Source organism: Enterococcus malodoratus ATCC 43197 (assembly GCF_000407185.1).
Classification (GTDB): Bacteria; Bacillota; Bacilli; order Lactobacillales; family Enterococcaceae; genus Enterococcus_A; species Enterococcus_A malodoratus.
Genome location: NZ_KE136483.1, coordinates 992858 through 1011994, shown reverse-complemented (window position 1 = coordinate 1011994; position 19137 = coordinate 992858). Strand labels below are relative to the sequence as shown.

Sequence of the window (19137 nt, the reverse complement as noted above, 5' to 3'; positions counted from 1 at the left end):
TCCTTTTTAATGTCTATCGGAAAGGATTATAGAAACGGCCGCCATTGACGACTAATAAGCAAATTCCTGCTGAACACAAAATAATTACCACTAATAAAGCAATGTAGTCATTTCGTTTTAATGGTTTAGCAAGCAGCCAGGTTCGACTCTTTTTCTTACCAAAACGCCGCAGCTCCATTGCTGAAGAGATCGTCTCGATCCGTTCTAAGCTGGAAAAAATCAAGGGGATCGCAATCGTTAGATTTCCTCGCACGCGCTTCATTAATGAGGCCTTCTTAGACAGTTCGGTTCCCCGAGCTTGCTGTGCTTTGGAAATCGTCCGAAAATCTTCTTGAATGTCTGGAATGTAGCGCAGCGCCAACGAGAAGGCATAAGCGATCTTATAAGACCCGCCAACTCGATGGATGCTTGATGCCAGCTCACTTGGATTTGTAGTCAAAATGAAAATCAATCCAGGTGGGATCGTTACAAAATATTTGATCAGCAAGTTGAATTCATAAAAAAGCTGTTCCTGTGTAATCGTATATCGGCCAATTCCTTCAAAGATCACGTGACGTGTACCATAGATCGTAACACCATATTCAGGTGCAAATAAATAGACGGTCAATAGATTCAAAATTGAGAAGAATGCAATAAACTTCACCACAAACGAAATCTCGTGATAACTGATTTGCGCTGTGCGGAAAAGAATAATTGAAAAGACCGCCAATCCTAGCAAGAAACGCGTATCATAAGAAATCATTCCCACAACCGAAATTAATAAAAAGCATAGCAGCTTGGTAAATCCGCTAAGTTGGTGAATCACGGTTTTTTTCGGCAGATAACCGATTAAATTAGAGCCCTCCATAAGGTGCCTCCTCATGTTGGATAAATGCCGACACAAAGCCAGTAGCATCCGTTAAATGATTATTTTTAGCCAATCGATACAGACTCGTTTCACGCAGACTCGCTGACGCAACTAAATCAGCTGTAGACAAGACCGTTGCCGGTGCTTCATCCGCAATGATTTTTCCTTCTTTTAAAACTAGCGTCCGGCGTGTATGTTCTAGCATCAAATGCATATCATGGGTGATCATTAAGATCGTAATCCCGCGCTGATTCAGCTTACGCAAAAACAGCATCATTTCATTGTAATGATAATAGTCTTGTCCAGCAGTCGGCTCATCCAGAATCAGCAGCTCTGGTTCAAGTACCAATATTGCCGCAATCGCTACTCGCCGTTTTTGTCCATGACTCAACGCCGAAATCGGCCAATTACGAAATTCATAAAGACCACAGACCTTCAGGGTTTCAAATACTTTCTCTTGGATCACTGCGGGATCAACACCCCGGTTTTCCAAACCTAAAGCAACCTCTTCAAAAATCATATTCTTAGACAGCATTTGATTGCTGTTTTGTAAAACGTAACCGATTTTATCTGCTCGTTCTTTAATACTTTCATTCGCAATCGATTGGTTTTTCCAAAGCAGATCCCCCGTTTGTAATGGATAGAATCCCGTGATCAGATTAGACAATGTTGATTTGCCGGCACCATTATGCCCAACCAAGCTGACCATCTCGCCTTCATAAAGAGTAAGATCAATATCCTTAATGACCAGTTCATTTCCAAAACCAAATGAAAGATTACTCAACGTTAATAGCGGCTGCTCCTTTTCAGGAATCGGCTTGAACGCTCCTCGCGACTTCGCTAAAGCAGCGGAAATTTCCGGCGAAACCAATTGATCCACCTGTGTCAAATCGGAAAAATCTAACAGTGAGATCCCTGCCCGTTTTAAAGCGCTGATGTAAAGAGGTTCGCGAATCCCATACTCAGCCAGCAAGTCACTTTGCAGTAACTTGGTAGGTGTCATATCAGCAATGATCGCTCCTTCATTCATCAAGATGACGCGATCAATGGGAGCGGCCAGCACCTCCTCCAAGCGATGTTCAATGATAATTGTTGTAAATTTTTGCAACTGATACAATTGGTCGATCATTTGGATTGCCTCATAACCTGTCTGGGGATCAAGATTGGCCAATGGTTCATCGAACAGTAAGATCGGTGTTTCATCAATCAAAACGCCAGCCATCGTCACCCGTTGCTTTTGTCCGCCAGAAAGATCCTGCGGACGTTTTTCTAATTGTGCCGATAAATTCGTCTTTTCCGACCAGTAATTTACTGCTGCTCGCATCTCCGCCTGTTCTACCATCTCATTTTCCAATGAAAAGGCGATGTCTTCTGCCACTGTCAAGCCGACGAATTGACTATCTGTGTCCTGCAGCACCGTACCAACATCTAGTGAAAGATCATAAATCGAAGATTCACTAAAAACCTTACCGTTGATGGTCAGATCCCCGGTAAAGCTTCCTTGCTCGTTTTGCGGAATGATCCCATTCAGGCACTTTCCTAGTGTTGATTTACCTGAACCGCTGGGACCCATGATCAAAATCTTCTCTCCCTGATTGATGGACAGATTAATATTCTTCAATGTGGGTTCGGCTTGGCTATCATATTGAAATGTAAAATCATGAAACTCGATCATTTTATATCCTCACGTTCTAAGCTTCTTTATTCAAACTGCCTTTTTTCGTTTTTGTTTGCGCATAAGCTTTTAGCAAAATAAATCCAATGACTCCCGTTACAATTGAATTCGTAATTCCAGCAACAACACCTTGAGTAAAGACTTTGCTAGGGGCCTCTGCATAGATCAGAATATCCCCGATCGGTGCGATGATCACCCATGTCACTAAATTAGCGATCGTTTCTCCCACTAAGAAGGTCACTGTTTCCTTTTTACCAAAGATACCTTGCTCGATTGGGATACGTTTTGCTAATAATCCGAAGAAAACACCTAAAATTCCAGAAGCAATGATCCATGACCACCAAGCGCCATAAGTCGTTAAATCTCCAAGCGCATGACCGATGAAACCAGCGAGACCTGCAACAATCGGTCCATAGACAACGCCTAACAGCGCTAGAAATGGATAGGCTGTCGCAATATCAGTATTCGGAATTCCTGTGGGGATAGTGACAAATCGTTTTAGAATGAAAAAGACCGCTGCACCGATCCCAATTGCTACAATGTGTTTTACCGTAAATTTTTTACTCATACTTACTACTCCTTTTTCATTTTTTGATGTACTTGTACCATTCAATAAACCTTCAATAAGTGCTCTAACTCTAAATTTTCGTCAGTTCAATCGTCCAATCATTGCCAGTTCCGATTTTATAGACGGACGAGAATGAATCTAAATTGATACCCAAACCAACATTTAGCAATGAATTGATATAAAGAACTGCCTCTTTCGGCAGTACTTGAGCAAATGAACGTCCGAAGACAACTTCGTCTTGATATCGAACCACACCTTGATAGTATATTTTTACTAGCAGGCTTTGTCCATATTCAATCTGCCAATTTTTGAAAAAGTCCACCGGAATGTTCGTCCACAATGATCCAAAACGGATATCTGTGATATCAATGGTCCCGGTAATCTTATTTTCATGTTGACTTGGGGCAATTAATGGGAATGTGACTAATTCACTCGTTGGAATAACTGAACCTAATTCAGCGAAGGCAACTTTCCCACTGGCTAAACGCGCACCATTATAAACATACACATCTCGTCCATGAAATGTGTGGCTCTCTGATGATCCTGGCAAACGTTGGGTTTCTTCATCAATTTGACGGACTTCTTTGATGCCTACATATTGTGCCAAGTACGTTAATGTGCCATTGTCTGGTGTAATTACATATTGACCATCTTTTAATTCTGCCACCACACTGCGGCGTGTCGAACCGACCCCAGGATCAACGACCGAAACAAAAACTGTGCCTGCCGGCCAATAAGTAACCGCCTGTAATAATCGATAACTTGCGTCGTGGATGTTATAAGGTTCAATTTCATGGGTTAAATTATTGATATTTAATGTTGGTTCGACTTGGTAAGCCACCCCATACATTGCGTTAACTGCTCCATCTTGTAAACCAAAATCCGTTTGAACTACTAAAAATCCTGCCATAAATCTTCCACCTTCCAATTGTTCTTTGAGCTAGTCCTGTAAGCTGCATTGTGCATTAGAGTCGTCACTCTTACTCATGAGCAAACAAAAAATGCCCTTAGCAAAAAAATTGCTAAGGGCATTGGACATGCGTTACCACCTTTAAATGTAAAATCCTCACAGATTTCACCTCAATCAGTACCCAAAAAAACTTTTTTTGGAGACCGTGCCTTGTTAACGGGGGCATCCGTATTTCCTTAAACCTTCGGGAAATCCGCTCAAAAGCCATTTTCAAGTAATTGATTCGCATTCCCTCACACCAAACAGGAACTCTCTTTAGCAAAAATGATTACTTTACTTTCTTTTTCATCGCGTTTTATTGATTGCTAATAAAATAGCAAAGAAAGTTTCACTTGTCAATGAAAAACAGAAAAACAGTCACTCCATTAAACATAAAAAACTGTACACTGATCAAAATGAATTTGCTAATCTTTCCAAATTTTTCATTCTTCTGATAAACTATCTTTCAAGAAACGAGGGATAAAAATGAACAACGAAATAAGCTTATTTTTTCATCATATTGGTAAACCCGTACCTCTAGAACAAATCAAAGATCATCCGGATACCAAATACAGCCCGCTTTTTGATATGTATTCTTTAGATATGAAAAATGATCTGTCATTGCCTATTGAGCTCCACGCTTTTGGTCCTGCGTCTACTCTTGATCCATTGATCCAAAAGGAGTCTCATGTGGCGTTCAAAGTCAATAATATCGACAAAGCATTGATTGATAAAAAGATTTTGATGCCTTTGTATCAACCCTTTGCTGATTATCGCTGTGCCATGATTTTAGTCAACGAACAGCCTATCGAACTGATTGAAACGACTCTCTCAGAAAGCGAGATTTGGGGTGATGGCATTTACAAAGACAGTATACTTTATAACTAATTATTTTAATACTCAGGAGATGTCTTAATGGATACTTTAATGTTGGTTTTGGCTTGTTTGGGAAATTGGCTGCTTTTTTCGTTTCCGCTTTTTCAAGGTTGTTTGGAAATGAAGGAGCAAGCAAATACAATTGAGATTCTGATCGAGGAAAACGCGGAGTATAAGAAAATCTCCCCCTGGTACTGGTTGCTGCCATTCCGAAAACTCTCTCTAGAAAAAAAGCGGGCTTTGACAATTATGCGCAATGCCAGTTTAAATCAACATCAAATGAAACAGATGCTGCTCTTTTTTGATCGGGCAACTGCTTGGCTTTTTGTCTCACTAGCCGGACTGCTAGGTGGTATTGCTGCTACGAATACACTCCTTGAAAAGCTTTTTCCTCACGAACCCATCTGGGTATTATGTATAGTAATCATGATTATCATAGGAATAAGTGCCTTCAATGTCTTCTATCGTTTAAGTAAAAAAAGAGAACAACGTCTAATCACTAAAATATTCATGGGCAAATAAAGCGGCTGAATTAACTGATCGCTTTATTTACCCATGTTATGAATGTTCTTCACTAATAAAGAATTCCGATTTTATCCTTGCCCATAGTACGCCTGTGCTCCATGTTTACGATAGTAATGCTTATCCAACAAATATTGTGGAATCTCACAAATGTTTGGATTGATCTGCTCATTTTCCTTCGCCATCAGACAGATTTCATCTAAGATCAAACTATTTTCTACTGCCTTCATAGGCGTATCTCCCCAAGTAAAGGGACCGTGACCATAAACTAAGACACCTGGAACTTCGTTGGCGTTTAAATTTTTTTCTCGAAATGTCTCAACAATTACATGCCCCGTGTTCACTTCATAAGCCTCTTTAACTTCTTTCTCAGTCAGCTGACGTGTACATGGAATTTTACCGTAGAATGCATCGGCATGGGTTGTTCCGTAAGCCGGCAAATCACGACCTGCCTGCGCCCACATCACTGAGTTGGTTGAATGCGTGTGAACAATGGCAGAAACATGATCAAAAGCTTGGTAAAGCACCACGTGTGTTGGCAAATCTGAGGAAGGATTCAGACTATCTTCAGCGAGGACCTGTCCTGCTAAATCCGTCACCACCATTTGATCCGCTTGCATTTTATCGTATTTTATACCGCTTGGCTTGATTACGATTACACCCAGCTCACGATTGATCTCACTGACATTGCCCCACGTCAATTTAACTAAACCGTATTGAGGCAGCTCCAAATTCGCTTCAAAAACTCGCTGTTTCATTGCTGCAATTATTTCTTCACGCGACATCATAACCCGCCTCCTTCAATTTTGGATAAAGATATTTTTTGGCCTGCTGGATTTCAAATTGAAAATCTTGACTCTGTTCACTCCACATTTCAATCAAAAAGGTGCCGTCGTAATCCAGTCGTTTTAAATTCTTCAACAATCCCAGGAAATCAACACACCCAGCACCAAAAGGAACATCGCGAAACTGACCAGAAAATTCTTCTGTTACTGGATAGGTATCCTTTAAATGGATCGAAGTGATACAATCGATTCCTTTTTCTAATTCTCGGGCGGGATCATTCTCTGGCCAGGCGGAAAGATTGCCTAAATCTGGATAAACTTGGAGATAAGGCGAATGAATCTGTTCTTTAATCTCCAAAAATTTTGAAATCGAGTTCATAAACGGATCATCCATGATCTCAACAGATAAGATCACCCCATATTTCGATGCCTCTTTTACACTCTCCTTCATCCCTTCAATGAAGTCTTCCCTAGAACTCATTGACTTTTTTTCATAATAGACATCGTAGCCTGCTACCTGAATCACTTTGATACTCAGTTTATGAGCTAATTGAATGGCTTTCTTCATGATTTCTTTCGCTATTTTTTGTTTTTGGGGATCGGAAGAACCAAAGGGAAAACGCCGATGCCCACTGAGACAGATAGAATTAATTCGTACACCTGTCTCAAACATCTCACTTCTTAATTGAAAAATTTTTTCTTCAGACCAATCCAAACGGGCCAACCGTTCATCGGTCTCATCGATCGACATTTCAATAAAATCAAAGCCCATCTCTTTGACTAAAGAAAAACGTTCTTTCCATGTAATATTTTTGGGTAATGCTTTTTCATAAATTCCGACTTGCGCCATGTTATTGCCCCCAAATACGAATAATCTCATTCTTGAAGTCTTGCGCAGCTTCAACTGGGTCCGCAGCAGCTGTAATTCCTCGACCAGTAATAAACGTGTATACATCAATACCTTCAAACAATTTCAAGGTGTCCACACTCAAGCCGCCGGTAACTGAAACATTGAAGCCCATTTCAATCAGCTTTTTAACTTTTAATAAGTCCTTCTCGCCCCATGTTTCACCAGCAATCAACGCATCGCGGCTTTGGTGATAAATCGCCTGTTTGATTCCTATTTCACGCCAAGCTGCAGCCTGTTCAAATGTCCAATCTCCATATAACTCTACTTGCAATTCTTCCACTTCTTTTTTAGCTGCTTCCATCGTGGGGATCGTCGCACAGCAGATGACCGTCATATAGTCTGCACCAGCCTCAGCAACATTTTTTGCCACTGTTCCACCAGCATCGGCACATTTTGTATCCGCCACTAATGTTTTTTCTGGAAACATCCCGCGAATACAGCGAATCGCCTTTTGACCTTCCTGCAAACACAGAATCGTCCCTACTTCAATAATATCCACCACAGCACCAACCTTAAAAACATCAGCTAACGCATGCTCTAAGTCATTATGGTCTAATGCAATTTGTAAGTTCGGTCTACTCATTTTGAATTCCTCTTTTACTTAGTTTTTTGATATAATGCTGATTCCGCGAATTTTTCGCCGATTTCCTTGGCCGACATTACGTTTTTGATCCCAATTACAGTCACGCCTTTTTTCTCTGCCTGCGTAAACATATTTAGAAAATTGACCGGCGTAAAAACAACATCATATTGAGTAGCCGAACTTTTCCCTTCTGAAATCGCACAATGGTGAATTTTGGTAATTGGCACGCTTAATTCCTTCATCGCTTTTTCTACACTTCTCATCATCATTAAGCTTGTTCCTGATCCATTCGCACAAGATACTAAAATTCTCATTATTATTTCCTCCTGCTTTTTATATTTTTCGATAAATTTTTGATTCTATTTAAAAACATTCACAGTCCATAAAGAAGTAATTACTTAATTTTGTTCCTGATATTTTTCTGCGTACTGTTCATAATCATCAACGATCATGAAGTAGCCATCTGGATTTTTACGGTATTGTAGCTGTGGAATGACCAATAGTCCGATAACCACAACAGCAATTCCCACATAACCTAGGACCTTCATAATGACTGCAAATATTGGCCACGCTGTCGCCCAGTCGAACATACCGATGTAGCCGCCATATTTGGACATTCCAATCCAAGTCGCGAATAATGCTGATCCGCCGACCTGAATGATCCCCGAAAGAAACGGAAATAGACAGGCGGCTTTGAACCCGCCGCGGTTATTCGCAAAGACAGCAATTACCGCATTGTCAAAGAATAATGGAATGAATCCAGCAATTACGATCGTTGTGGATTTTAACAAAATCAACAGGCCGATCATCAAGAACTGTCCTAAAGCACCAAACAGGAAACCGATCGTTACAGCATTTGGCGAACCAAATCCAAACGTAGCAGCAACGTCAATTCCAGGTACTGCGCCAGGCAAGATCGTGTTTGAAATTCCTTGGAATGACTGGGTCAATTCGTCTACGAAAGTCCGAACGCCTAGTTGTAAAATTGCTAAGTAGACAGCAAAGTTTAACGATGTCGTCATAATGTAGAATAGGAAACTTTGGCCTTCCTGCATAAATTCCGCTTGGATCAAGTAATCCTTACCTAGCACCAATAGAATGATTCCGAAGAAGAACAACATCAATAAAGAAGTAGCAACCATATTTTCATTAAAAATCGACAAGAAGCCTGGCAGTTCAATATCTTCTAGCTTTTTATCCATTTTTTCTGACTTGTGTTTCTTCTCATCGCGTTTTCGCATCCATTCGGCTAATTTCGCGAAAATGAAAATCCCAAACATTTGCTGATGCGCTACTGCAAAACCAGCACCTTCTGTTAATTCCTGCGTAATTCCCACCGTTAAGTTCGAAGCAACTGCCCAATAACAGCCTAAAATTAAACCCATGAAAATTAGTACCTGAATTCGACCTAAATCAGGGAAACAGAACAATAGAATCCAAAAAGCCGTCGCAGATTGTTGAATCTGTACATTCCCTGTTGTGAACACTGAACGTAATTTCGTGTATTTTTGGAAACGAACCAATAAAATATTCATCACAAAAGCGATCAATAGTAAGATCATGACATCGCCAAACGTCCGCCCAAAGGTTTCCATCAATCCAGCATCCACCGCATTTTGTCCAAAGTACGGATCAGTAACCATTGCGTTCAAGTTGAACCGTTCTTTCAATCCCACTAAAATAGGGCGAAAATTATTTACTAATCCACCTGAACCCACAGTTAAAATAAAGTAGCCGACAGTTGCCTTTAAAAATCCAGCGACACACTCATAAAGCGGCCGTTTCAATAGGATGTACCCTAGCAATACGATAAACCCGATTAGATAAGCCGGCTGTGTCAAAATATTCGTTGCAAAATATGTCCAAATACTTAACAAAAAATCACCCATTACTTTTTCCTCCTATAAGTCGTACTTTTGCATCACAGCTTGATAATCCTCGATCGACTTCGTAGCGACCAGATCTTCTACCAATCCATCCGTCATCAGTAATTCAGACAAATTTTGAATATTTTCCATATGTGCCTCTGCATCTTTAGCCGCTAAGGTGAAAAACAAAACAGCGGATTTTTCTTCCTCTTCACTTTCAAATTGAATCGGTTGTTTCATTTTAGTAAATGAGATAGCCGTTCCAAAAACCCCTTTGCTGTCTTCTGAAGAATGGGGCATTGCCACTTGAGGGACAATTACGATATAGGGACCATGTTCCTCCACACAGCGAATAATTTCTGCTGCGTAAGTCTCATCAACAAGATTCTTATTAATCAACAATTGGCAGCTTTCAAAAATCGCCTCCCGCCAATCGGTAATTTCTTTTGAAGAATAGTTGATTAACTCATTATCAAAAAAATAGTTAAGCATGTTGCTGCTCCTTTCTTCTATAAGAATGATGGAAATGGGGTATCGTTCTCTACTGAAAATGCATCCTCAAAACCGCGATAGAAATTAAACTCAAGATCATCTTTGTTTGTCGGATAAGTAAACTTCCCGCCAACTTGCCAAATATAAGGTTTAAACTCATACTTCAAGCGATCCTTTTTGAATTTCCAAATTTCAGTGATTTCCTTTGGATCTGCCATAAAGTTCGCCCAGATATCATAATGGACCGGGATCACTACCTTCGCGTTCAGCGACTCTGCCATCCGCAACATATCAACAGAAGTAACCTTATCTGTGATTCCTCGCGGGTTTTCCCCATAGGCTCCTAGACAAACATCAATTTTGTGCTCATTGCCATGTTTAGCAAACATATTGGAATAATGTGAATCGCCAGCATGATAAAGGCTACCGCCAGTTGTTTCAAATAAATAGTTCACCGCGATTTGATCCATGTCTTGTGGTAATTTATCTTTTAATGTTACTTCTGGATCCTCACAAGTTACTAAAGCTGTTCGGTCGAAGGCTTCTAAAGCAACCACGTTGATGTCCTTAATTTTGACTTCATCACCCGGTTTCACGACAATCGTCTTTTCTTCAGGAATCCCCCATTTAAGCCATGTATTGACCACTTCTTTTGGTCCCACAAATTTTGCCTCTGGACAATTTTGGTGAACCGCCGCCGCCGTGTTGATATCTAAGTGATCTGAATGAATATGTGTCACCACTAAAGCATCAACATTTTTTACTTCGAAAGGATCGATCACAAATGGCTGCGTTCTTAAATTAGGCTGCATTTTTTGTACCCCGCTCATACGCATCATTTGATGGCCTTTTTTCATCATGCCGTTTCCATGAGTCCGTTTGCCAGTTCCGCACCATAAATCGCATAAAATATTGGTTCCTTCATGACTTTTCAGCCAAATGCCTGTACAGCCTAACCACCACATCGCGAAGGTTCCTTCCTTAACAGCTTCAGATTCAATCTCTTCATTCAAATACGTCCCCCATTCAGGGAATGTATCTAATACCCAGCTTTCCTTCGTTACTTCATTGACGCTTTTACTCATTATGATTGCTCCTCACATATATTTGATATGACTTACAATTAAATCTTAAAGCGTATTCAAGATTATGAAAACCCTTTTATATGACTTTCTATTGTTTATATGATTTTCTATCCAATTTTAATGATTTTCTTAGTATAATGTAAGCGGTTAAGGAATTTTAAACGAACATCTAGTTATGTAAAATCATTTAATTGAACAGATTGTCATTTAGGAGGTATAGCAATGAAGAACTCGCTCATTAATATTGATAAACGTCAAAAGGATATTTTAGACTTACTGCAACAAGAGGAACAAATGACGACACTCGAGTTGGCAGAATCATTAGGGGTATCCATTAGTACGGTACGAAGAGATTTAAATTTGTTAGAGGAAAAAAATGATATCATTCGAAATTACGGTTATTGTTCCTACAATTATGATAACAAGACTGACTTCGACCAATCGGGACCTGAAAGAATTAAACAAGCGATCGCCAGAGAAGCCAGTAAATACGTCAGTGATTATGACACAGTATTCATTAACTCAAGTTCAACCGCATTAAAAACACTGGATTTTATCAATTCCAATCACCTGACGATCGTCACAAACAATGTAAAGGTCAACTACTCCCCTCACAAGGATAACTGCAACTATATTTTGACTGGAGGAGAGATGCGTTTTCCGAAAGAAGCACTCGTTGGAGATATTGCATTGAATACGATCTCCTCTATGAATGCAGATGTTTGTGTGATCGGCTGCAGCGGAGTTAGTGTTGAAAATGGCGTTACGACTAAAATTTTGAATGAGTCGACAATTAACGAGATGATGATCAATAAAACGCTCAAGTGTAAAATTCTAGTTGCTGATCACCGAAAAATTGGCTTGACTTCGAAATTTAAAATAGCAGATATCTCTGTTTTCGATTACCTGATTACCGATCAATTTTGCTCAGACAAGGTTCTTAACGAAATCAAAAATGCCGGGGTGAAAGTCATCCAAATTGATTAAAAAAAGTGAGAACTTGATTCCAACATAGAATCGGGTTCTCACTTCTTTACTTTCAGCTTGATTGTCTCTGATTAATTATTCTGCCATACTTTTACATATTCTCTTGCTGTTTGTGTAACCAAATCAAAATCTTCGTGTGCTACACCCTTGAATAAATTTCCGCCTACACCTGCGGCAATGGCGCCTGCCTGTTTCCATTCTGTCAAATTATCTAAGTTGATCCCGCCAGTTGGCATAATATTGACTTGCGGCAATGGCGCTTTCGCAGCTTTGATCATTTGCGGTGTAAAATTATTGGCAGGGAACAATTTAACGATATCAGCGCCGCTTTTCATTGCCTGCTGCATTTCTGTAATTGTCATACATCCTGGTATATAAGGAACCTGATATAAATTACAAAGTTCTGCCGTCTTTTGATCGAAACAGGGACTGACAATGAACTCCGACCCAGCTATTATTGCCAAACGGGCTGTGACTGAATCCAATACTGTCCCAGCACCGATGATCACACTCACATCCTGCTTATATTCTTTTCTTAAATCAGCAATCACTTGGTCTGCATTTGGTACAGAAAAGGTCACTTCAATGCCTTTGATCCCGCCGGCAATCACAGCCTTTGATGCCTCATACGCATGTTTACTAGATTTTTCTCTAACAACGGCAACTATTCCAGCATTTTCTAACCGAATTAATGTATCGATTTTCTTCATCCTTTTTCACCTACTCCACATTTACGTGCTCATGAAGAGCATCTTCATTTGATGTTTGATCTCGTTGCGCAAGTTTCAAAGTTAGTGCATCTAAGGTAATATGCACGGTTTGATCAAATAAGCTTGATAACAGTTGTACGGATTTTATTCCTGCTCCAGTTTTAGTTGCACCCGGCACAACAATTACTTGGTCCGCCAATTTAGCCAACGGTGATTGTTTATCACTAGTCAATGCGATAATATCCAGACCAAGTTTTTTTGCCGCCTCAGTGTCAGCAACAATCCCTTTCGTCGTTCCCGAACCGGAAATCGCGACCCATGTATCACCCTTTTGGATTGAAGGAGTGATTGTTTCCCCCATAACATAATCAGTGTAACCAATGTGCATCAAACGCATCGCAAATCCCTTCGCTTGAAACCCGCTGCGGCCCGCACCAATCACAAAGATTCGTTTATCTTTTTGGAACAGAGGCAGAGCTTGATCTAGTTCCTGCTCATCTACCAGTCCCATTACTTGATTAATTTCTTGCATAATCGTTTCGATTGTTTTCATTTGTGTACAGCCCCCATAAATTCATTTACTGCTTGTAAAGGATTTTCTGCTTTCGCAATTTTTGATCCTACGATGACCACTTCAATAATTCCTTGTTCTGCCAAAAGCTGCGCCTGTCTCAGATCGATCCCGCCCGCAATCGCTAAACGTTTAATTTCGGGATGTTTTTGACGAAAAGATTCCACACTTGCAGCTGCATCGAAATGATCTTTGCGATCTACAGAATGATGCAACGCATAGATTGCATCTGGGAATAGCTTGATCTGCTCAATTTTTTCATCCGAGACTTCCAGAAGATCAATCATCATTGTTTTGTTTTCTTTTTGTGCGACATCATAGCAGGCTTGCAAGGTATCTACCGAAGCTGCGCCCATTGCGGTGACGATATCTCCCCCGTAACGAAAAGCTTGGCTAAACTCATAGGCACCTTCGTCGATCGTTTTGCTGTCAACTAGTAGGCTAGTCTGCGGTAAGACCTCTCTCAATTTTTCAATTGCTAAGTTACCATAGTCCTTAACCAAGGACGTACCCATTTCTAAAATATCGGTTTTTCCATCCAATTGTTTGGCTAGAGCAATCGCATCCTCTAACGAAACCCGATCAATTGCTGTCTGTAATTTCATGCTTCCACTTCCTGTTTTTGTAAAAATTCTTCTAGTTCTTGCGGAGTTGGATACCCATCGTTATCACCAGGTGATTGAACTGCTAGCGCGCCGATCGCATTTGCTCGAATTACTGCTTCTTTTAACGATTTTTCTTCTATTAAAGCAGTGATTAATCCAACTGCAAAGCCATCGCCAGCACCAACAGTGTCCACGACTTCTGCTACTTTAAAGCCCGGCACAGTGAAACTAGAACCGTCTTTTTGTTTTACATACGCACCTTCTGTTCCTAACTTAACAATAACTGTTTGGGTCGCCTCACCATTAGTCAAATAAAAATCCGCAATCCCTTCAGGTTCACGACTGCCCATTAAAATTTCACCTTCGTTGATTCCCGGCAATACGATCTCAGCATGAGAAGCTAGATCGTTAATTGTCTCTACCATTTCCTCTTGACTCGCCCAAAGCTGCGGGCGCAAGTTTGGATCGAACGTCGTACGGATATGATTTTTCTCTAATAAGCTAATCAAGTAACGGAAAGCGGCCTGAGCTGTTGGGGAAATAGCTGGGAAGATCCCTGACAAATGAACCATTTTCACTTCTGAAAAATCAATTTCATCTAGAATAGACTGATCAAAATGTGTCGCAGCTGAACCCTTGCGGAAGTAGAAAATACTTGGATCGCCTTGACTAACCCGATCCTTCAATTGAAAAGCGGTCCAAAAATCCGCCGTTTCCGAAATGTAATCTGTTCCTATTTTATTTTCATGTAAGCGATCGATAATAAATTCACCAAAAGGATCTTTCCCAACTTGAGTAATATACTCACTGGAGTGCCCTAAACGTGAGACACCAACAGCCACATTAACCTCAGCACCTGCCAAAAATTTTTGAAAATGTAAAGCATCTTTTAAAGACTTATCCACTTCTTCTGATCCAAACAACGCAATTGGTTCACCAATAGTTAAAAATTCACTCATGTTCATTTCCTCTTTTCTTTTAAAGTAATATATAGGCAACGATTAGATTCAAAACAGTAGCGGCCCACGCCCATGGCAGACCAGTTATTAGGAACGTTTTTGTATCCAGTCCCGCATATTGCACAGACCACAAATTCCACGACTGCGTGATACAAGCGGATACACCCATCATGGATGGCACAACGAGCAAACCGTATAGGAAATACTGATCAAACATTCCAGTTCCGACTAAGATCGCCGCGGTCGCAGCGCCTGCGCCATACAGCATCAATGGACCACGGAAGTATGACAATGGTGCGATGATGGCAACGATGATAATTAGAACCAGTTTGCTGCTTGGGATGATTTCTTGGAAGACACTAGTAAAGCCCGACATCGCATGAACGGCTGCTGATTGGAACATCGTCAAGACGAACAACATGATCAGTAAGCCAGCGATATCGCTAATCGCATGTTTAGCGGTTTCATTCATCATAGTGACAAACTTGCTGTACCGCTTCATATTTCCAGTTGCCGCAAAAGCGATAATAGTTGATAGTAAGAGCGCTGGGACAGCATCCCATTTGGCAAAAATACTCAAGGCCACGGGCATGACTGGCAAGATATACGTCCAAACTGGAACTTCTACTACCTCTTCTTTTGTGTCGCTCTCGACAATTTCTGGTTTTCCATTACGAATTTTCTTCGCATTAAATAGAATGAAGAGAATCAGAATCACCATCTGTACGCCCATGGCGACAAAACCAAAGCGTTGGTAATGAGGTCCCCACTCCACTTTTGGAAAGAACACTTGAAATTGAACGAACAATACATTATTGACGTACATTGCCGCTCCTATCGCGATTGTAAAAATGGATACGGCGATATTTTTTGGTACGCCGATCGAAAACATGATTGGAAACAGAATGACACCTACAGCGATGGCAGAACCAACACCATATGAACTCGTGAAAATTAAAGCGATTACAAGAGCGATTAAAATCGTCGCTAGAACCGGACTCTTCTTTCCGACCTTTTCTGTTCGTCGGCTGATACTTCCGGCAATTCCCGTATCAACCAAGACTCGGCCGAACCAAGACCCGAAAATAATATATGCGGCGGTCTTTCCATAATTCAATACGGGTTCAGTAAATATCTCTTTTACTGCTGTGTTGAATGGAACCATTCCGATGATCGTCCACAAGATTGCCATTACGAAGAATCCGACTGTTAAGTTTCCGCCCTTCATGGCATACAGAACAAAGATGATAAAGGTTACGGCCAAGAGTATTCCTGTTATTGCGCTACCCATGTTTGTTCGCCTCCTAGTATTTGTTTAACTCGCTTAAAATACGTTGATATTTTGAAATTGGTTTCGCATGATCTTCAACAAAGAAATCATTTTCCAAGTGATTGAACTTTTGGATCAAATAATAGCCAGTTAGATATGCTGCTAATGCTTCTTTTGCGGCACTCTCCATATTTTCTTTATCGATTTCGGGACGATGAATCGTTTCCATAAAATGATAAGCAAATTTTTCTGGATCGATTTTTGTTTGTTGTTCAGTCATTAGATTTCAGCCTCCAATAATTTTTTAGCTTCTAGAATTTCAGTATTTGCTGTTGTCGGATATTCAATTGCCACTGGCACGTCTTGCGGAAGAAGCTGCAAAACTTTGCGCCAGTTAATTTCGCCATGATCGAGTCCGGCTGCTACTGGTTTTTTATCTTCATACCGAACGTCTTTCACGTGAATATAATGAACATAATCTTTTAATAATTCAGCCGCCTCTAGTTCGTCTTCGCCAACAAAACGCCAATTACCAAGGTCGTAAACATAACCAATATTCACACCGGCCTTTTTAATCGCCTTCATATAAGAATCAATCGCTTTGATCGTCCCAGATGTTTGAGTCTGGTCGTTTTCGATGGAAATCTCTACTTCCTTATCAAGAAGCGCTTTCAATTCTTCTTCGTGAAGATCGCCATTAAAATCGCCTGTATTCCATTTGATATGTTTAACACCCATTTGTTGTGCTTCTGTTAAATACTGTCCCAACTTAGGATTGATCTTTCCATCGACATAAACTTCATCTGGAACACTGTAAAACAACTTCATCTGTAAGCGTTCTGCCTCGGATTTAATAACAGGTATCTCTTCATCAATATTTTGGAAATACTCTCTTCTTATTTCTACTTGAGTAAAACCTAAATCGGCTATTTCTTGTAATAGCTCTCCTTGCAATTCTCCATTTGCTACTCTATCCGCATATACTAAAAAGTTAAGCACTAGTCTTCCATTCTTCATAAAATCGCGTCCTTTCAATTGGTTAACCGGTTTCTATACACATATGGTAAACCGGTTTCTATAATTTGTCAACGCTTTCATTATTAAAAAACATCTTATTGTCTGTCAAAATAAAAAGCCTCGCTTGGAAATCGGTTTCCAAACGGGCTTAATCACTATAAAATATTTTAAAAAAATAACTACATTAAACAGATTTACGCCATTGAACAGTCGATGGTACAATATTTTCTTGAATCGGGTTTGCTTCTGAAGTCATCAGCTTCAATAATTGTTCAGCCGCAACTTTTCCAATTTTTTTTGAGGGCTGCTCAATACTAGTAATCCCCGGTCCGACTAATTCAGTCAAATTCCAATCATCAAAACCTGTCACTCCAATTTCATTAGGTATCTCAATTTTCTCATGAATCAACCACGTCAAAACATCCATTAACATTCGACCATTTGACGCGAATAGTAACGTTCGTTTGTGTTCGGCACGAATTTCCTCCAAAATATCATTAAGCTGATTGTCTTGATCAATTTCTACCAATCGACAATCTTTTCTCGCTTCTCTCACGACCTTCTCTGCCGTTGTATATCTTAATCCACGAGTACTGACATCTTTGATCGGTTCACTGACGACTACTACTTGTTCATACCCTTTTTCAAGCGCCTTCTCTAGAACCGTTTTTGTTGAAGCGACATTGTTCGTCAATACGGAAGACCAGCGTTCAGGTTCTGTTTGACGATCGACCAACAAAAGCGGAATATTGCGTTCTGAAATAAACTCATAGTTTTCTGATTGTCGTGATGAAGGCTGCAAAATAATACCCTCGACACTTTGATCTAGTAGTTTTTCCAGTAGATCTTTTTCTTGCATAATCGAGTTAGCGGCATCCATGATGATCATTTGATAACCACTTTGTTCTAACACCTGTCCAATCCCTTTTAGCAGCAATGAAGAATACATGTTGGAAATATCCGCAACCACCACGCCAATCAAGTAACTGTGCTTTGATTTCAAAGCTTGTGCCTGTTTACTGGGACGATAATTCAATCGCTCGATTACTTCTGCAATCTTGGCTTTCGTTTCTTTAGACATGTTGCCATAATTATTGTTTAAAAATCGTGAGATTGTTGTTTTTGAAACGCCCGCTTCTTCAGCAACCTCTTTGATTGTAATTTTTTTCATATTTTCTTCTCCAACTATCTTTTTTATTATTGTAGCGAACTTTATGACGTTTTGAAAGTAACTCAGCAGCACGATCTTTTAGCCCAAGACTCTACTCAATTCAACTTCATATTTATCCTTAATCAAAAGATAATGGCAATGATATTTTTTACACATCTCAAAATTTTTAACGTTCTCATCAATCATCGATCCTTCTGAGAGATCTGAGTCGTCAATTCTTTGTTCTATGGCATTCGCAAATTTCTTAATCTCTTGAAAATTTTCCCGAATATATTCCTTGGTCATAATCAGACAGCAATAGTGAATATGCTCCAAATATTTTTGACTAAAAGATAACTGCCAATCGAAGGGCACGTAGACGCCCTCAATAATCAAATTTTGCTGGTTCTCAATCGCTGTTTTAATAATCTCTTTTACAATCCCCCACAAATATGGCGTCAACATATCATCATCTGAAGGTGTTAAGCTCGTTTGACCGCTCCTGATCAGCCCCATTTTTAAATGATCAATCGACAAATAAGGGTATTGATATTTTTCTAGCAGTCTTTGAGCCAACACCGTTTTTCCCGTGTGAGATGCTCCAGTAAGTATTATGATCATTCTTTTCATCCTTTCAGTTGAATCTACTACTTATTGTCTCATATCACAGACATATAATTACAAAATAGTGGTGATGTTTCGGACATT

Annotated in this window: 23 protein-coding genes and 1 other annotated feature; of the genes, 3 read left to right on the top strand and 20 right to left on the bottom strand. The window is 40.1% G+C overall.

Going from position 1 to position 19137, the window contains the following annotated elements:
- Positions 1-13: 13 nt before the first annotated feature.
- The 4 genes from I585_RS20395 to I585_RS20380 form a co-directional block, all read right to left on the bottom strand.
- Entirely contained in the window at positions 14-847 is an 834-nt protein-coding gene (locus tag I585_RS20395) for an energy-coupling factor transporter transmembrane component T family protein (RefSeq protein ID WP_010740130.1), read from the bottom strand.
- Positions 834-2522, bottom strand: coding sequence for an ABC transporter ATP-binding protein (locus I585_RS20390; RefSeq protein ID WP_010740131.1), 1689 nt, complete (start codon positions 2520-2522; stop codon positions 834-836). Before I585_RS20390 ends, I585_RS20395 begins: the two co-directional genes overlap by 14 nt.
- A 16-nt stretch (positions 2523-2538) precedes the next feature.
- A complete protein-coding gene (locus I585_RS20385; protein ID WP_010740132.1) occupies positions 2539-3090 on the bottom strand; it encodes an ECF-type riboflavin transporter substrate-binding protein in 552 nt (183 codons plus the stop codon).
- 70 nt (positions 3091-3160) lie between these two features.
- Positions 3161-4000, bottom strand: coding sequence for an SAM hydrolase/SAM-dependent halogenase family protein (locus I585_RS20380; protein WP_010740133.1), 840 nt, complete (start codon positions 3998-4000; stop codon positions 3161-3163).
- A gap of 111 nt (positions 4001-4111) precedes the next feature.
- Positions 4112-4358, bottom strand: a binding site (T-box leader).
- A gap of 167 nt (positions 4359-4525) precedes the next feature.
- On the opposite strand from I585_RS20380, the gene I585_RS20375 reads away from it, so the two are divergent.
- Positions 4526-4927, top strand: coding sequence for a hypothetical protein (locus tag I585_RS20375; RefSeq protein WP_010740134.1), 402 nt, complete (start codon positions 4526-4528; stop codon positions 4925-4927).
- A gap of 27 nt (positions 4928-4954) precedes the next feature.
- Positions 4955-5437, top strand: coding sequence for a hypothetical protein (locus tag I585_RS20370; protein WP_010740135.1), 483 nt, complete (start codon positions 4955-4957; stop codon positions 5435-5437).
- Positions 5438-5508: 71 nt separating this feature from the next.
- Here I585_RS20370 and I585_RS20365 read toward each other — a convergent pair whose 3' ends face one another.
- The 7 genes from I585_RS20365 to ulaG all read right to left on the bottom strand — a co-directional run bounded on the left by I585_RS20365 (position 5509) and on the right by ulaG (position 11160).
- Complete coding sequence (locus tag I585_RS20365) at positions 5509-6222, bottom strand: L-ribulose-5-phosphate 4-epimerase (RefSeq protein ID WP_010740136.1); 714 nt, start codon at positions 6220-6222, stop codon at positions 5509-5511.
- On the bottom strand, positions 6212-7072 hold the full coding sequence (locus tag I585_RS20360) for an L-ribulose-5-phosphate 3-epimerase (RefSeq protein WP_010740137.1): 861 nt from the start codon (positions 7070-7072) through the stop codon (positions 6212-6214). Before I585_RS20360 ends, I585_RS20365 begins: the two co-directional genes overlap by 11 nt.
- A gap of 1 nt (position 7073) precedes the next feature.
- Complete coding sequence (locus tag I585_RS20355) at positions 7074-7715, bottom strand: 3-keto-L-gulonate-6-phosphate decarboxylase UlaD (protein WP_010740138.1); 642 nt, start codon at positions 7713-7715, stop codon at positions 7074-7076.
- Between the two features lie 14 nt (positions 7716-7729).
- A complete protein-coding gene (locus I585_RS20350; RefSeq protein WP_010740139.1) occupies positions 7730-8029 on the bottom strand; it encodes a PTS sugar transporter subunit IIB in 300 nt (99 codons plus the stop codon).
- A gap of 84 nt (positions 8030-8113) precedes the next feature.
- Positions 8114-9604 (bottom strand): PTS ascorbate transporter subunit IIC, encoded by a 1491-nt coding sequence (locus tag I585_RS20345; RefSeq protein WP_010740140.1) that lies wholly within the window; start codon positions 9602-9604, stop codon positions 8114-8116.
- A gap of 12 nt (positions 9605-9616) precedes the next feature.
- Positions 9617-10075 (bottom strand): PTS sugar transporter subunit IIA, encoded by a 459-nt coding sequence (locus I585_RS20340; RefSeq protein ID WP_010740141.1) that lies wholly within the window; start codon positions 10073-10075, stop codon positions 9617-9619.
- 17 nt (positions 10076-10092) lie between these two features.
- A complete protein-coding gene (gene ulaG, locus I585_RS20335) occupies positions 10093-11160 on the bottom strand; it encodes an L-ascorbate 6-phosphate lactonase (protein ID WP_010740142.1) in 1068 nt (355 codons plus the stop codon).
- Positions 11161-11382: 222 nt separating this feature from the next.
- On the opposite strand from ulaG, the gene I585_RS20330 reads away from it, so the two are divergent.
- Positions 11383-12147 carry a DeoR/GlpR family DNA-binding transcription regulator gene (locus tag I585_RS20330; protein WP_010740143.1) on the top strand — a complete coding sequence of 255 codons (765 nt, stop codon included), beginning with the start codon at positions 11383-11385 and terminating at the stop codon, positions 12145-12147.
- A 71-nt stretch (positions 12148-12218) separates the two neighbouring features.
- Here I585_RS20330 and I585_RS20325 read toward each other — a convergent pair whose 3' ends face one another.
- The 9 genes from I585_RS20325 to I585_RS20285 all read right to left on the bottom strand — a co-directional run bounded on the left by I585_RS20325 (position 12219) and on the right by I585_RS20285 (position 19050).
- Positions 12219-12857: a bifunctional 2-keto-4-hydroxyglutarate aldolase/2-keto-3-deoxy-6-phosphogluconate aldolase gene (locus I585_RS20325; RefSeq protein WP_010740144.1), complete on the bottom strand. Its 639-nt coding sequence runs from the start codon at positions 12855-12857 to the stop codon at positions 12219-12221.
- A 10-nt stretch (positions 12858-12867) separates the two neighbouring features.
- The gene (gene hxlB, locus I585_RS20320; RefSeq protein WP_010740145.1) at positions 12868-13410 is read right to left on the bottom strand and encodes a 6-phospho-3-hexuloisomerase; all 543 of its coding nucleotides are present in this window, start codon (positions 13408-13410) and stop codon (positions 12868-12870) included.
- Positions 13407-14033 (bottom strand): orotidine 5'-phosphate decarboxylase / HUMPS family protein, encoded by a 627-nt coding sequence (locus I585_RS20315; protein WP_010740146.1) that lies wholly within the window; start codon positions 14031-14033, stop codon positions 13407-13409. The genes hxlB and I585_RS20315 overlap by 4 nt, the downstream gene beginning before the upstream one ends.
- Positions 14030-14992, bottom strand: a complete 963-nt coding sequence (locus tag I585_RS20310; protein ID WP_010740147.1) for a sugar kinase — start codon at positions 14990-14992, stop codon at positions 14030-14032. Before I585_RS20310 ends, I585_RS20315 begins: the two co-directional genes overlap by 4 nt.
- A gap of 19 nt (positions 14993-15011) precedes the next feature.
- Entirely contained in the window at positions 15012-16283 is a 1272-nt protein-coding gene (locus I585_RS20305) for a hypothetical protein (RefSeq protein WP_010740148.1), read from the bottom strand.
- Positions 16284-16296: 13 nt separating this feature from the next.
- Complete coding sequence (locus I585_RS20300) at positions 16297-16542, bottom strand: hypothetical protein (protein WP_010740149.1); 246 nt, start codon at positions 16540-16542, stop codon at positions 16297-16299.
- Positions 16542-17279, bottom strand: a complete 738-nt coding sequence (locus I585_RS20295) for a sugar phosphate isomerase/epimerase family protein (RefSeq protein ID WP_010740150.1) — start codon at positions 17277-17279, stop codon at positions 16542-16544. Before I585_RS20295 ends, I585_RS20300 begins: the two co-directional genes overlap by 1 nt.
- Positions 17280-17463: 184 nt before the next feature.
- Complete coding sequence (locus tag I585_RS20290; RefSeq protein ID WP_010740151.1) at positions 17464-18450, bottom strand: LacI family DNA-binding transcriptional regulator; 987 nt, start codon at positions 18448-18450, stop codon at positions 17464-17466.
- Positions 18451-18528: 78 nt separating this feature from the next.
- Positions 18529-19050: an ATP-binding protein gene (locus I585_RS20285; RefSeq protein ID WP_010740152.1), complete on the bottom strand. Its 522-nt coding sequence runs from the start codon at positions 19048-19050 to the stop codon at positions 18529-18531.
- Between the last annotated feature and the right edge of the window lie 87 nt (positions 19051-19137).